Genomic DNA, 13611 nt, shown 5'->3' with positions numbered 1-13611 from the left:
TGACCAGAATATGGCACCCGCCGGGCAGCCCCGACCACTGATCACAGGTTCGACAGCACCCACAGCACGGCGATGATCGACCCGACGACGGCGATCAGGATCAGGAACGTGGTCAGCACCGAGCCCCACCCGCTGCGCGACGGCGCGGGATACGGCGTCGGCGGCGGCACCGGCCGCTGCCACCCCTGCGGCGCGACCGGCCGCGGCGCGACCGGCTGATACGGGGGCACCGGCGGGCGGTTCACCGGGTACGGCGCACCCGGCCCGTGCACCGGCGTCATCGGCGCCATCCCGACGAACGGCTGCGGATGCGCCCCCGAGGTGGGTCGTGCCGTCGGCGTGGCGCCGGTCCCGGAGCGCAGCGCCCGCTGCACGGCGTCGACGAATTCCTCGCAGGAGGAGAACCGGTCGGCGGGCCGTTTGGCGAGCGCGCGGGCCATCACGGCGTCGAGCACCGGCGGCAGCCCGGCCCGGCGCGGGCTGACCGGCGGCGGCGGTGCCTGCAGATGCCCGGTGATTACGGCGGCCGGGCTGGGCGCCTCGTACGGCGCGGTGCCGGTCAGCAGCGAATACAGGGTGCAGGCCAGCGAGTACTGGTCGGCGCGGTGATCGAGCGGGACGCCGGTGAGCTGTTCGGGCGCGGCGTAGGCGAGCGTCGCGGTGAACGACCCCGTCTCGGTGAGGTGGCCGGAATCGTCACGCAGCCGGGCGATCCCGAAATCGGTGAGGTACACCCGCTCCTGGCTGTTGGATCGGGCGAGAAGGATATTGGCGGGCTTCACATCCCGGTGCAGGACGCCGGCGCGATGCGCGTAGTCGAGCGCCGCGGCGGTCTCGCCGATGATCTGCACCGCCCGGTCCGGCGGCAGCGACCGTGGATCCAGCGTGGACGCGTCGACCCCGTCGATGTACTGCATGCTGATCCACAGCTGATCGCCCTCGACGCCCCGGTCGAAGACGGTCACGATGTTGGGGTGGTCGAGCTGGGCGACCAGATCGGCTTCCCGCTCGAACCTGGCCCTGATCTCCTTGTCGGAGTACAGCTCCTGATTCAGCAGCTTGAGCGCGGTCCAGCGCGGCAGCCGGGGATGCCTGGCCAGATACACCGACCCCATCCCGCCGCGGCCCAGCTGCCGGTCGATCGTGTATCCGGCGAATACCGTCCCGTCAGAAACCACTCTGACCCCCGAATCTCGCTCGTCGTCCGACGGGAGTGGACCCTACCAAACACCGTTCGCCCCGGTGCGGGGGTCGCGCGGGGCCGGACTCAGCCCAGCGGGAAGCCCGCGACGTCGGAGATCAGGACCGGCATGTTCTGCTCCACCGTGTTGCCCGCGAAGGGCGTGTCGTCGGAGCCGCGGTAGAACAGCAGCACCCAGCGCGCCCGCGCGGGGTCGGAGAACGTCGAGACCACGGCGGAACCGACGTACTGGCCGCCGCTGGTCCGCTCCCGCCGGTCGTCGGTGCGGGTGCCGCTCGTCGCCTGACCGTGGTCCTTCGTCTGCTGCCGGAACCGAGCGACGACATCGGCGGCGGCCGCGGCGGTGGGATAGGTGAAGAAGGCGTAGTGCGTGTCACCGACGAAGTTGTCGGCGCAGTCCCATTTCGCCTGGTAGCCGTTGAAGGTCTTCATCCATTCCTCGCCGTACTTCGACGGCTCCAACCGGCCCGAGCACAGCCGGTCCCCGAGCACCCGCCCGCTGTCGTACCCGTCGGGCAGCATCTGCGGGAAGGCGGCGTGCAGCGCGTCCATGTCCTTGTGACCGGCGGAGCGGTGCATGGCATCGGCCAGCGGGGAACTGTCGTCCTGCCACACCCAGTACGTCGCGCCGAGGATCAGCGCCAGCACCGCGAGCAGGACCACCGGCGTCCAGTTGCGGCGCGGCGGCGGGACCGGACGACCGGGATAGGGCCGCGCGGGTGGCTGCCCGTACCCCGGATAAGGCTGCGGCACAGCGGGATGCGGCAGCTGTGGACGCGCCTGCGGATACTGCGGCATCGACTGCCCCGCGAACACAGTCGGCTGCGCACCGGTGCCACTTAGCGCGCGACGCGCGGCCGCGGCGAATTCCGCACACGAGTCGAAGCGATCGGCAGGCCGCTTGGCCAGCGCGCGAGCCAGCACGGCATCCAGCGCGGCAGGCAGATCGGGTCGGTGCGCCCGCAGCGACGGCGGCGGCGATTGCAGATGCCCCTGGATGACCAGTACCGGATTGGTCGCCTCGAACGGTGCCACCCCGGTGAGCAGCGAGTACAGCGTGCAGGCCAGCGAGTACTGGTCGGAGCGGTGATCCAGGTGGGCGCCGGTCAGCTGCTCGGGCGAGGCGTACGCGAGGGTGGCGGTGAAGGTGCCGGTCTGCGTCAGGTGGTGCACGTCGTCGCGGGGCCGGGCGATGCCGAAGTCGGTGAGCAGCACCCGCTCCCGGCCGTCGGAGTCGGCCAGCAGGATATTGGCGGGCTTCACGTCGCGATGGAGCACCCCGTTGCGGTGCGCGTGATCGAGCGCCGCCGCCGTGCCCTCGACGATGCGTAGCGCCCGCTCGACGGGCACCGGATGCGCGATGGTCGCCGCGTCGACCCCGTCGACGAACTGCATGCTGATCCACAGCCGCCCGTCGTCGACACCCCGGTCGTAGACCGTGACGATGTTCGGATGCTCCAGCTGCGCGGCCAGATCCGCTTCCCGCTCGAACCGGGCACGGATCTCGTTGTCGGCGAACAACTCCGGGTTCAGCAGCTTGAGCGCGGTCTGCCGGGGCAGACGCGGGTGCCGGGCCAGATACACCGATCCCATTCCGCCACGGCCGAGTTGACGTTCGATGGTGTATCCGGCGAAAACCGTCCCGTCGGAAATCACTGATTGCCCCCGCATCTCCCGCGTCGTCCGACGCGTGAGGACCCTACCAAAACCCGGATTCAGCGCGGCGGGCCAGCGCGGCGCCCGGCGACCCGGTCAGAGCGGTGCCTTGGCCAACCGCGCCTCCAGATCGTCGAGCCATCGCTGGTTGTCGCCCTTGGCACCGCGCATCTGCGGCATGGCGAGCAGCACGAACCTGGCGCGATCCGGATCGGTGAAACTCGTGAGAATCGTGGCCCGTTCGCCGTTGTATTCGTCGGTGGAGAAGAGCCGGTGGTTCTGCCGGGTGCCGATGGTGACGGTTCCGCGGTCGGTCGATTCCGCGACGAAGCCGCTCACCGCCGACCGGGCGGCCTCGACGGTGGCGAAACTGTAGATGCGGTAGGCGAGGGCGTCGTCGTCCGGGTCCAGGCATTCCCACCGGGCCTGCCAGTCGTTGAAGTTCCGCAGCCCGCCTTTGTCGATCGTGTAGAACGACTTCCACACCGGCGCGCCCTTGCAGTACGTGCCGCCGTATCCGTCGTTCTTGTCCGAGGACGGCGGCAGCATGCCGGGAAACGCGGCCGACATCGCCCTCAGATCGCGGTGCCCAACCGACCGTTCGAGCTGCTGCGCGATGATCCCGGTGTCGTCCTGCCAGGCCCAGATCCCCCCGCCGAGGACGAGCGCACCGACGATCACGGCCGCGACCAGCCTGCCCGTACGGCGGCGCGGCGGCGGGACAGGAGCCCGACCCTGCGGGCGCGGACCGCCGGGCGGGCGCTGGGGGTAACCCGGAGCCGGACGCGGCGGCGTGACGTGCCCGATCGGATTCCCCTGGATCCCGACCGGCAGGGGCTGCCCGGCGAACACGGTCGGCTGCGCACCGGTCCCCTGCACCGCACGGCGCGCGGCGGCCGCGAACTCCGCACACGAGTCGAAGCGATCGGCGGGACGCTTGGCCAGCGCGCGAGCCAGCACGGCATCCAGCGCGACGGGCAGATCGGGCCGGTACGCGCGCGACGACGGCGGCGGCGACTGGAGGTGACCCTGGATGACCTGGACCGGATTGGTCGCCTCGAACGGCGCCACCCCGGTGAGCAGCGAGTACAGCGTGCAGGCCAGCGAGTACTGGTCGGAGCGATGGTCGAGATGGGCGCCGGTCAGCTGCTCGGGCGAGGCATAGGCCAGCGTCGCGGTGAAGGTGCCGGTCCTGGTGAGGTGGTGCGCGTCATCCCGGGGCCGGGCGATGCCGAAGTCGGTGAGCAGCACCCGCTCCCGGCCCTCCCCCGCGGCCAGCAGGATGTTGGCCGGTTTCACGTCGCGATGCAGGACACCGTTGCGGTGCGCGTGGTCCAGTGCTGCCGCGGTGCCCTCGACGATGTGCAGGGCCCGGTCGACGGGCACGGGGTGGTCGATGGTCGCGGCGTCGACCCCGTCGACGAACTGCATGCTGATCCACAGCCGCCCGTCGTCGACACCGCGGTCGTACACCGTGACGATCTGCGGGTGCTCCAGCTGTGCCGCCAGGTCGGCTTCCCGTTCGAAGCGCGCACGGATCTCGGTGTCGGCGAACAACTCCGGATTCAGCACCTTGAGTGCGATCTGCCGGGGCAGACGCGGATGCCGGGCCAGATACACCGACCCCATCCCGCCGCGCCCGAGTCGACGTTCGATCGCGTAGCCGGCGAAGACGTCGCCCGTCGCAAGCATGGTTCCCCCTGGTCCGGTCCCGGCCGCCGCTGCGCATCCCACCGGTCGGCCACCACCAACCTAACGCCTGACCGCGCGGCAGCGGACATCGTGCCGCGGCGGCCGTCGATCGCCGGGCGGGACCGAGCTCGCCGCCCGGCTCACTCCTCGATCCGCACGCCCATCGACCGGGCGGTGCCCGCCACGATCCGCATCGCGGCCTCCACGTCGGTCGTGTTCAGATCGGGCAGTTTGCGGATGGCGATGCGCCGCAACTGTTCCCGCGACAGCGCGCCCACCGGCTTGTGGCCGGGGCGGGGTGAGCCCGGCTTGCCGAGGGCCTTGCGGATGAGCGAGGCGGTCGGCGGCGTCTTGAGCCGCATGGTCCAGCGTTTCCGGGCATCGATCGTGATGACGGCGGGGATGATCTCCCCGCGCTGATCGGCCGTCGCCGCGTCGTAGCGGCGTTTGACTTCGAACGGCGGGATACCGGTGGGACCGAGCATCTTGCCGAGAACCATGAGGGAGGCATTGCCCGCCTCGAGTTCGAGAGTGACTGTGACAGAGGCTGTTCCGCGCGCCATAGTCAACGATCTCGGACGCGGGCCTCGATCCGGTCCCGCGCCGGTAACGCCTGGGCCGCAACGCGATCGGGCGGCGGCGGATGCGCGGCGCGCCAGCCGCCGACACCCATCCGTTGTGACTTCGCGACCGACGGACGCCCGTGTTCGAGTCGCCCCGCGCGCCCCGGCCTGTCAGGCTGGAGCCGTGAAGCGTGATGTGTCCGCGAGCATGGAGATCACGGTCCACGCCGACGCGGTGCTGCAGTGGCAGATCGCCGTCGCCCGCCAGCCGGGCCTCGACCTGATCGAGTCCATGACCTGCGTACTCGACGGCGAGTTCGTCACCCCGCGCGAGGTCATCGGCCCGCACCATTCCCGGCTGCACGTGCTCGACGCCAAGGCGGGCACGCTCCGGCTGGACTACCAGGCGACGGTGTTCGGCACCGCGACCCCCGCACCGGCCACCGACTACGAGATCGCGCTGTACCGGCGGCCGAGCCGCTACGCCGAGTCGGACAAGCTACTCGGTTACGCCGCCGCCGAATTCGGTTACGGCATCGTCGATCCGGGGATGCCCGCGCGGGTGGCGGCGTGGGTGGGCAGGCGGATCTCCTACGTCTCCGGCAGCAGCGCCCCGATCGACGGCGCGGTCGAGACCCTGCTGTCGGGCACCGGCGTCTGCCGCGACTTCTCCCACCTGGTCGTCGCGCTGTTGCGCGCGGTCGGCATCCCGGCCCGGGTGGCCGCCGTCTACGCCCCCGGGTGCGTGCCGATGGACTTCCACGCCGTCGCCGAGGCCTACGTCGACGGCAGGTGGCACACGCTCGACCCCACCTGCCTGGCCCCGCGCCCCAGCCTTGTCCGCATCGCCACCGGCCGCGACGCCTCCGACATCGCCTTCCTGGACAACCACGGCGGCGACATCACCCTCAACACACTGACGGTGAACGCCTTCGTCGACGGGCCGCTCCCCTACGACGACTTCACGCAGCCGTACGTCATCGAGTAGCTCAGCCCTCGGCGGCGAGCTGACCGCAGGCCGCGGCGATCTCCTGACCGCGGGTGTCACGCACCGTGCAGGAGACGCCCTGGGCGATCACCCGGCGCACGAACTCCTTCTCGACCGGCTTCGGGCTGGCATCCCACTCGCTGCCCGGCGTCGGGTTGAGCGGGATCAGGTTCACGTGCACCAGCGGGCCCAGTGCCTTGTGCAGCTTCTTGCCGAGCAGGTCCGCCCGCCACGGCTGATCGTTGACGTCGCGGATCAACGCGTACTCGATCGACACCCGGCGACCGGACTTGTCGGCGTAGTAGCGGGCCGCGTCGAGCACCTCGGCGATCGACCAGCGGTTGTTCACCGGCACCAGGGTGTCGCGCAGCTCGTCGTCGGGGGTGTGCAGCGACACCGCGAGCCGCACCGACATGTCCTCGTCGGCCAGCTTGCGGATCGCGGGCGCCAGGCCGACGGTCGACACCGTCACCGAGCGCTGCGAGATACCGAGACCGTCGGGCGCGGGCGAGGTGATGCGGCGGACCGCGTTCACCACCCGCTTGTAGTTCGCGAGGGGCTCGCCCATCCCCATGAACACGATGTTGGACAGCCGGCCAGGGCCGCCGTGCACCTCACCGTCGCGCAGCGCCGCGGCCGCGGCCCGCACCTGGTCGACGATCTCCGCGGTCGAGAGGTTGCGGTTGAGCCCGGCCTGGCCGGTCGCGCAGAACGGGCACGCCATGCCGCAGCCCGCCTGGCTGGAGATGCACAGCGTGTTGCGGTCGGGGTAGCGCATGAGCACGCTCTCCAGCAGGGTGCCGTCGTGGGCGCGCCAGAGCGTCTTGCGGGTGTCGCCCTCGTCGCAGGCGAGGTGGCGGACCACCGACAGCAGCGGCGGGAACAGCGTCTCGCCGACCTTCTCGCGCACGTCGGCGGGCAGATCGGTCATCAGCGCCGGGTCGGCCTGCAGCCTGCCGTAGTACTGGCGGGCCAGCTGGTCGGCGCGGAACTTCGGCAGTCCCAGCTCCTGCACCGCGACCTTGCGCTCGTCCGCGTCGAGGTCGGCGAGGTGGCGCGGCGGCAGACCGCGACGCGGGGCATCGAACACGAGGGGCAGGGAGGTGGCCATAATTCCACCATTGTCCCAAACGAGGTGGCGGGCCCGGTCGCCGGGCCGCCACGCCGAACGCCGTTATCGAGAAGATGCGTGCACCGGTGATAGCTGTCGGCCATGATCGAACCATGTCCACCAACGCCGAACCGGGTGCGTCACCGGCTGAACACGAGCCCGCCGCGCCGACCAGCGAGCCGACCGGGACCCAGCACCGCAAGGACAAGCAGGCCCCGGCCAAGCGCGCCACCCCGCCCGGGGTGCACGGTTCGCGCACCGGCTACGCCTGGATCGGCCTGCTCGCGGCCGCGATCATCGGCATCGTGCTGCTGATCTTCATCATCCAGAACCTCGACCAGGCCCAGGTGAACCTGCTGTTCTGGGACTTCTCGCTGCCGCTGGGCATCACCGTGCTGCTGTCGGTGATCGCGGGCGCGCTGGTGATGGGACTGGTCGGTGGGGTGCGGATCCTGCAGCTGCGCCACGCCGCCAAGAAGCCCTGAGGCTCAGAGCAGCGCGCTGAGCACCAGCCAGGACACGAACGCCGAGGGCAGCATCGAGTCGAGGCGGTCCATGATGCCGCCGTGGCCGGGCAGCATCGTGCCCATGTCCTTGATGCCGAGTTCGCGCTTGATCTGCGACTCGATCAGGTCGCCGCAGGTGGCCACCACCACCAGGCCGATGCCGAGGACGACACCGATCATCGAGTTCGCCTCGAGCAGCAGCGTGACGGTCAGCAGACCACCGATCACGCTGAACACCAGCGACCCGCAGAACCCTTCCCACGACTTCTTCGGGCTGATCGCGGGCACCATCGGATGCCTGCCGAACAGCACGCCGGCGACGTAACCGCCGACATCGGAGCAGACGACCAGGATCATGAACGTCAGCACCCGCAGGTTGCCGTCGGGTTCGAGCAGCAGCAGCGTCGAGAACGCGGCCAGCAGCGGGATCCAGGTGAGCGTGAACAGCGTGATCGCGGTGTCGCGCAGGAAGTTCTTGGGCGCGGTGCTCAACCCGTGGTCGAACAGCCGCCACACCATGCAGACCAGCGCCGTCGCGGCGAACGCGCCGACCACGCCCTGCGCACCCCACGGCCAGCCCAGCCAGAACACCGCCTGGCCGCCGACCAGCAGCGGGATCCGCGGGACCAGGACGTCGGCCTCCCGCAGCCGCTTGGCGACCTCCCAGGTCGCGACGGCGACCGCCGCGCCCACCACCCCGATGAACACCTTGGGGACGAACAGCAGGATCGCGATGAGCGACAGACCGAGCCCCAACCCGACCGCGAGTGCCGCGGGCAGATTGCGCCCCGCGCGCGACGCGGGCGCCTGCGGCTCGGCAGGCGCCTGGTCGTCCGGTGTCTGCGGCGCCGCGCCGGTCTCCTCGACCTGGTCCGGCGTCGGCTCCGGTGCCGCTCCGGTGGCGGCGGCGTCTTCGGCCACGATTGTCCCGTCGCTCAACTCGTCGTTCCGTTCATCCCCCGCACGAGCGGGACTGGCGAGATCTGCGCTCAGACCTCGAGCAGTTCGGCTTCCTTGTGCTTGACCAGCTCATCGATCTGGCCCACGTACTTGGCGGTGGTCTTGTCGAGCTCCTTCTCGGCGCGCCCGACCTCGTCCTCACCCGCCTCGCCATCCTTCTGGATCCGGCCCAGTTCGTCCATCGCCTTGCGACGGACGTTGCGAATCGAGACCTTGGCGTCCTCGCCCTTGCCCTTGGCCATCTTGACCATCTCGCGGCGCCGCTCCTCGGTGAGCTGCGGCACCGTGATGCGCAGGATGTCACCGTTGTTGGTCGGGTTCACGCCCAGGTCGGAGTTGCGGATCGCGTTCTCGATCGGGCCGAGCTGGCTCTGCTCGTAGGGCTTGATCACCACCATGCGCGGCTCCGGCACGGTGATGCTCGACATCTGGGTGATCGGCGTCAGCGAACCGTAGTAGTCGACCACGACGCGGGCGAACATGCCCGGGTTGGCGCGGCCGGTGCGGATGGTTCCGAGGTCGTCCTTCGCCACCGAGACGGCCTTCTCCATCTTCTCCTCGGCATCGAAGAGCGCTTCATCAATCACGACCGGTTCCTCCACAGCGTCGTCATCGTCATCTTCCGCGGTTGCGGGATCAGGACCGAACCAAGGTGCCGATGTGCTCACCGGCGACTGCGCGGGCAATGTTGCCCTTGGTCAACAGATTGAACACCAGAATCGGCATCTGGTTGTCCATGCAGAGACTGAAGCACGTGGCATCGGCCACCTTCAGCCCCTTCTCCAGCACTTCCTTGTACGTGATCTCGGTGTACATGCTCGCGTTCTTCTCCACGCGCGGGTCGGCGTCGAACACGCCGTCGACCGCCTTCGCCATCAGCACGACGTCGGCGCCGATCTCGAGCGCGCGCTGGGCGGCGGTGGTGTCGGTGGAGAAGTAGGGCATGCCCATGCCCGCGCCGAAGATGACGACGCGGCCCTTCTCCAGGTGCCGCTTGGCTCGCAGCGGGAGGTACGGCTCGGCGACCTGGCCCATGGTGATGGCGGTCTGCACGCGCGTGTCCACCCCCTGCTGCTGGAGGAAGTCCTGCAGCGCGAGGCTGTTCATCACGGTGCCGAGCATGCCCATGTAGTCCGAGCGGGCGCGTTCCATGCCGCGCTCCTCCAGCTCGGCGCCGCGGAAGAAGTTGCCGCCACCGATCACCACGGCCACCTGGACGCCGGTCTCGACGATCTCGGCGATCTGCTCGGCCACGGTCTGCACGACATCCGGGTCGAGACCGACCCCGCCGCCACCGAACATCTCCCCACCCAGCTTCAGCAGCACCCGGCGGTATCCAGGGCGGTCGGTACCCGGGTCGGTCATGGGTGTTCGTCTCCTTCGGCAAGGTCGATATGGGTCGAACTGCGGGCACGCGAATCGGCCGCACAGCAAGGCGAAGCGGCATCCATCCTGCCTTATCCGGTTCCCGTCACCGCACAAGACCCCCTTGCGCAACGCGGAGACCCCGGAACCGGGGCCAGATGCCGTCAGGAATCGGCAAGAGCCCCTCGGGGGCAGACGGACGCTGCTCCCGAGGGGCTCTCGTTCAGGCGGATCAGGCCTGGCCGACCTCGAAGCGGGCGAAGCGGGTCAGGGTGACACCGGCCTCGTCCAGGAGGGCCTTGACGGTCTTCTTCGAGTCGGTGACCGACGCCTGCTCGAGCAGGACGACGTCCTTGAAGAAGCCGTTGACGCGGCCCTCGGTGATCTTCGGCAGTGCGGCCTCGGGCTTGCCCTCTTCGCGGGCGGTGGCCTCGGCGACGCGACGCTCGTTCTCGACCAGGTCGGCCGGGACCTCGTCACGGGTGACGTAACGGGCCTTGAGCGCGGCGACCTGCATGGCGGCGGCGCGGGCGGCCTCGGCGGCGGCATCGCCTTCACCGGTGTACTCGACGAGCACGCCGACGGCAGGCGGCAGGTCCGACGCACGCTTGTGCAGGTAGGTGGCGACCGGGCCGTCGAAGGCCACGACGCGACGCAGTTCCAGCTTCTCGCCGATCTTGGCCGACAGCGCCTGCACGGCGTCGTCGACGGTGCCGTTGTCCAGCTTCAGCGCCTTCAGGGCGTCGAGGTCGGCAGGCTTGCCGGCCGCGGCGGCGGTGACGACCGCGTCGGCCAGCTCCTGGAACTCGGCGTTCTTGGCGACGAAGTCGGTCTCGGAGTTGATCTCGACCATGACGCCGTCCTTGGCGATGACCAGACCCTCGGCGGTCGCGCGCTCGGCGCGCTTGCCGACATCCTTGGCGCCCTTGATGCGCAGCACCTCGACGGCCTTGTCGAAATCGCCGTCGGACTCGGCCAGCGCGTTCTTGCAGTCCATCATGCCGGAGCCGGTGAGCTCGCGGAGCCGCTTCACGTCAGCAGCGGTGTAGTTCGCCATCGGGGGCGAGCCTCCTCGTGTGTGGGGTGCTTGGGTGTTTACACCACCTTGCCGACCGCTTCTGAATTCAGAAGGGCCGGCAAGGTGAACGTAGAGCTACCGATCAGCTCAGAAGTCGGCCGGGGTGTGCTGCGCCGGGTCGGCCTTGACCTCGGCCTCGGCCTCGGCGGGCGTCTCGGCGGCAACCTCGGCGGCCGGGGTCGCCTGAGCCAGCAGCTCCTGCTCCCACTCGGCGAGCGGCTCACCGGCGCCGGCCTCGGGCTTCGCGTCGCCGGAAGCCTGGCCCGCGCGGGCCTGCACGCCCTCGGCCACCGCGGAGGCGACGACCTTGGTGAGCAGAGCGGCGGAACGGATCGCGTCGTCGTTACCCGGGATCGGGTAGTCGACCAGGTCGGGATCGCAGTTGGTGTCCAGGATCGCGATGACCGGGATGTTCAGCTTGCGCGCCTCGCCGACGGCGATGTGCTCCTTGTTGGTGTCGACGACCCAGATGGCCGAGGGCACCTTGGCCATGTCGCGGATACCACCGAGGGTGCGGTCCAGCTTGGTCATCTCACGCGTGAGCATGAGGATTTCCTTCTTGGTGCGACCCTCGAAGCCACCGGTCTGCTCCATGGCCTCGAGCTCCTTCAGGCGCTGCAGGCGCTTGTGGACGGTCGAGAAGTTGGTGAGCATGCCACCCAGCCAGCGCTGGTTGACGTAGGGCATCCCGACGCGAGTCGCCTCGGCCGCGATCGACTCCTGGGCCTGCTTCTTGGTGCCGACGAAGAGAACGGTGCCACCGTGGGCGACGGTCTCCTTGACGAACTCGTAGGCCTTGTCGATGTAGGTCAGCGTCTGCTGCAGGTCGATGATGTAGATGCCGTTGCGGTCGGTGAAGATGAACCGCTTCATCTTCGGGTTCCACCGACGAGTCTGGTGCCCGAAGTGCGCGCCGCTGTCGAGCAGCTGCTTCATGGTTACGACAGCCATAGCTCCCGTATCTCTCTTTCGTTGCCGGTTGACGCAGCCGATCGGCGATCGACTGCCCTGGCGCCACCGAAACCGCCGGACCCAGGTCTGCGAGACCGGGACCAGCCGACGATTCCACTGTCCATCCATCGGAGAACTCGCACGGACATGCCCTCACGGACTGCCTGCGTTGCGAGCGGCGACCGGATGGACGAGCACGGGTGGCGCGCGAAGTCGGTTCCTGCTGTGCACAGCACAAACCGCGTTGATCAGTCTACGCGGAGCGCGGCCAGGCCCGAAATCGCCCCCTGGCCACGACCACCGAAACCGGTGGTGAAGTGCGCGGTATCCACATCGGGCGAGGTTGTCCCCAGTTGCCGATCCGACGGCCCGGCCGGGGTGTTCGCCGCCGAAAGTGAAGGCATGAACATCTTCACACGAACTCTGATCTCGACGTTTCCGCTGCTGTGCGCGGTGGGTGCGCTGGCGGCACCCGTTGCGGCGCATCCCGGCGCGGGGACGCCCGCCGCCCCGGTGTGTTCCGGTGGCGGTGCCGCGACTGCGCCCGAGCGGCACGGGGCCGCGACGCCGACTCCTCCCCCGCGCTCCGACGCGGCGCCGGTTCCGGTCCGGGTGACCGTGCGCGATCTGACCACGGCGCCGAACGCCGGCGAGCGGGGCCGGGTGGGAGCTCCGGTCGAGGTGGAGATCGTCGTCCGGGGTGGTGGCGGTGGGTCGGCGGCCGGGTTGCCTGCCGCGCTGCGCGATCTGGTGCAGACCTTGATCACGCCGCAGCAGGTTCCCGCGCCGCGACCGCATCGCTGAGCCGGTGTGGGCACCGTGTGTGGTGGCGTCGTCTGCGATCGAGCGATACGGCAAGTGCCGCGTCGGTCCGCCACGCGACGAGCGGAAACCGCCGATCGCGCGCACCACCGGGACCACGCACGGGCAAGCTCGGCGTTCGGTTCGCCACGGGGAGTACGGACAGGAGCCTGTTTCGGTGCGGCGGTGATGTCACTGGCGGCGGTGCTGGTCTGCGGTGCCGCGCCGGTCGGCGGAGCCGAGCAGGGCACGTTCGGTTGGCCGCTGCGGCCCCGGCCGACGGTGGAGCGCCGGTTCGACAAACCGGAACGGAACTGGCTGCCCGGTCATCGCGGAGTCGACCTGGCGGGCAGCGAGGGACAGCCGGTGCTTGCGGCGGGCGAGGGCATCGTGGTGTTCGCCGGTGTCGTGGCCGACAAACCGGTGGTGTCGATCGACCATCCCGGCGGGCTGCGCACCACGTACGAGCCGGTGCGGGCACAGGTCACGGTGGGGAGCCGGGTCGGCAGGGGCACCCCGATCGGGACCCTGGTGGCCGGGCACGAGGGGTGTCCGGCCGCCGCCTGCCTGCACTGGGGTGCCCGGCGAGAAGCGAGCGAGCACGCGCGGCGCGAGTACATCGATCCGCTGGGCCTGCTGCACGAGGTCCCCGTTCGGCTGAAGCCGCTGGAACCGGTGCTGTGACGAAGCACTCCACGGCACCGGGTACCTCCGTCTCGATCACGGGGCGACAATCGGG

Annotated in this window: 14 protein-coding genes; 4 read left to right on the top strand and 10 right to left on the bottom strand. The window is 69.9% G+C overall.

Annotated elements, in window-relative coordinates; all coding sequences use genetic code 11:
- Nucleotides 1-41: 41 nt before the first annotated feature.
- The 4 genes from ACFYWJ_RS14735 to ACFYWJ_RS14720 form a co-directional block, all read right to left on the bottom strand.
- Nucleotides 42-1178, bottom strand: a complete 1137-nt coding sequence (locus tag ACFYWJ_RS14735) for a protein kinase (protein WP_387163153.1) — start codon at nt 1176-1178, stop codon at nt 42-44.
- An 89-nt stretch (nt 1179-1267) separates the two neighbouring features.
- On the bottom strand, nt 1268-2794 hold the full coding sequence (locus tag ACFYWJ_RS14730; protein ID WP_387163156.1) for a serine/threonine-protein kinase: 1527 nt from the start codon (nt 2792-2794) through the stop codon (nt 1268-1270).
- A 159-nt stretch (nt 2795-2953) separates the two neighbouring features.
- The gene (locus ACFYWJ_RS14725) at nt 2954-4549 is read right to left on the bottom strand and encodes a serine/threonine-protein kinase (RefSeq protein ID WP_355280556.1); all 1596 of its coding nucleotides are present in this window, start codon (nt 4547-4549) and stop codon (nt 2954-2956) included.
- A 140-nt stretch (nt 4550-4689) separates the two neighbouring features.
- Nucleotides 4690-5112, bottom strand: coding sequence for an uL11 family ribosomal protein (locus ACFYWJ_RS14720; RefSeq protein ID WP_355280554.1), 423 nt, complete (start codon nt 5110-5112; stop codon nt 4690-4692).
- 184 nt (nt 5113-5296) lie between these two features.
- On the opposite strand from ACFYWJ_RS14720, the gene ACFYWJ_RS14715 reads away from it, so the two are divergent.
- Entirely contained in the window at nt 5297-6100 is an 804-nt protein-coding gene (locus ACFYWJ_RS14715; RefSeq protein ID WP_355280553.1) for a transglutaminase family protein, read from the top strand.
- 1 nt (nt 6101) lies between these two features.
- Here the strand turns inward: ACFYWJ_RS14715 and rlmN are convergent, their stop codons facing one another.
- Nucleotides 6102-7211: a 23S rRNA (adenine(2503)-C(2))-methyltransferase RlmN gene (rlmN, locus tag ACFYWJ_RS14710; protein WP_355280551.1), complete on the bottom strand. Its 1110-nt coding sequence runs from the start codon at nt 7209-7211 to the stop codon at nt 6102-6104.
- Nucleotides 7212-7324: 113 nt separating this feature from the next.
- On the opposite strand from rlmN, the gene ACFYWJ_RS14705 reads away from it, so the two are divergent.
- Nucleotides 7325-7696: a lipopolysaccharide assembly protein LapA domain-containing protein gene (locus tag ACFYWJ_RS14705; protein WP_355280549.1), complete on the top strand. Its 372-nt coding sequence runs from the start codon at nt 7325-7327 to the stop codon at nt 7694-7696.
- Between the two features lie 3 nt (nt 7697-7699).
- Here ACFYWJ_RS14705 and ACFYWJ_RS14700 read toward each other — a convergent pair whose 3' ends face one another.
- From ACFYWJ_RS14700 to rpsB, 5 genes are all read right to left on the bottom strand, one after another.
- The gene (locus ACFYWJ_RS14700; RefSeq protein WP_355280547.1) at nt 7700-8656 is read right to left on the bottom strand and encodes a phosphatidate cytidylyltransferase; all 957 of its coding nucleotides are present in this window, start codon (nt 8654-8656) and stop codon (nt 7700-7702) included.
- Nucleotides 8657-8706: 50 nt separating this feature from the next.
- On the bottom strand, nt 8707-9264 hold the full coding sequence (gene frr / locus ACFYWJ_RS14695; protein ID WP_030202900.1) for a ribosome recycling factor: 558 nt from the start codon (nt 9262-9264) through the stop codon (nt 8707-8709).
- A gap of 49 nt (nt 9265-9313) precedes the next feature.
- Complete coding sequence (pyrH, locus tag ACFYWJ_RS14690; RefSeq protein ID WP_355280546.1) at nt 9314-10042, bottom strand: UMP kinase; 729 nt, start codon at nt 10040-10042, stop codon at nt 9314-9316.
- A gap of 232 nt (nt 10043-10274) precedes the next feature.
- Nucleotides 10275-11099: a translation elongation factor Ts gene (gene tsf / locus ACFYWJ_RS14685; RefSeq protein WP_355280545.1), complete on the bottom strand. Its 825-nt coding sequence runs from the start codon at nt 11097-11099 to the stop codon at nt 10275-10277.
- 108 nt (nt 11100-11207) lie between these two features.
- Nucleotides 11208-12071 (bottom strand): 30S ribosomal protein S2, encoded by an 864-nt coding sequence (gene rpsB, locus ACFYWJ_RS14680; protein ID WP_355280543.1) that lies wholly within the window; start codon nt 12069-12071, stop codon nt 11208-11210.
- A 402-nt stretch (nt 12072-12473) separates the two neighbouring features.
- Between rpsB and ACFYWJ_RS14675 the strand changes: the two genes are divergently transcribed.
- Both ACFYWJ_RS14675 and ACFYWJ_RS14670 read left to right on the top strand, forming a co-directional pair.
- Complete coding sequence (locus ACFYWJ_RS14675) at nt 12474-12875, top strand: hypothetical protein (RefSeq protein ID WP_355280542.1); 402 nt, start codon at nt 12474-12476, stop codon at nt 12873-12875.
- Between the two features lie 186 nt (nt 12876-13061).
- Nucleotides 13062-13556 (top strand): M23 family metallopeptidase, encoded by a 495-nt coding sequence (locus ACFYWJ_RS14670; protein WP_355280678.1) that lies wholly within the window; start codon nt 13062-13064, stop codon nt 13554-13556.
- Nucleotides 13557-13611 lie beyond the last annotated feature (55 nt).

Origin of the sequence: Nocardia sp. NPDC003269, assembly GCF_042888005.1 — a bacterium.
Classification (GTDB): domain Bacteria; phylum Actinomycetota; class Actinomycetes; order Mycobacteriales; family Mycobacteriaceae; genus Nocardia.
Note: the sequence above shows the minus strand (reverse complement) of the source record. Positions and strands in the feature narration are given on the sequence as shown.

Excerpts from the sequence above, each read along its gene's own strand:
- ACFYWJ_RS14730 (WP_387163156.1), bottom strand. The coding sequence starts at position 2,794 with ATGGGATCGGTGTATCTGGCCCGGCACCCGCGTCTGCCCCGGCAGACC.
- ACFYWJ_RS14725 (WP_355280556.1), bottom strand. The coding sequence starts at position 4,549 with ATGCTTGCGACGGGCGACGTCTTCGCCGGCTACGCGATCGAACGTCGA.
- ACFYWJ_RS14720 (WP_355280554.1), bottom strand. The coding sequence starts at position 5,112 with ATGGCGCGCGGAACAGCCTCTGTCACAGTCACTCTCGAACTCGAGGCG.
- rlmN (WP_355280551.1), bottom strand. The coding sequence starts at position 7,211 with ATGGCCACCTCCCTGCCCCTCGTGTTCGATGCCCCGCGTCGCGGTCTG.
- ACFYWJ_RS14705 (WP_355280549.1), top strand. The coding sequence starts at position 7,325 with ATGTCCACCAACGCCGAACCGGGTGCGTCACCGGCTGAACACGAGCCC.
- pyrH (WP_355280546.1), bottom strand. The coding sequence starts at position 10,042 with ATGACCGACCCGGGTACCGACCGCCCTGGATACCGCCGGGTGCTGCTG.
- tsf (WP_355280545.1), bottom strand. The coding sequence starts at position 11,099 with ATGGCGAACTACACCGCTGCTGACGTGAAGCGGCTCCGCGAGCTCACC.
- rpsB (WP_355280543.1), bottom strand. The coding sequence starts at position 12,071 with ATGGCTGTCGTAACCATGAAGCAGCTGCTCGACAGCGGCGCGCACTTC.
- ACFYWJ_RS14675 (WP_355280542.1), top strand. The coding sequence starts at position 12,474 with ATGAACATCTTCACACGAACTCTGATCTCGACGTTTCCGCTGCTGTGC.
- ACFYWJ_RS14670 (WP_355280678.1), top strand. The coding sequence starts at position 13,062 with ATGTCACTGGCGGCGGTGCTGGTCTGCGGTGCCGCGCCGGTCGGCGGA.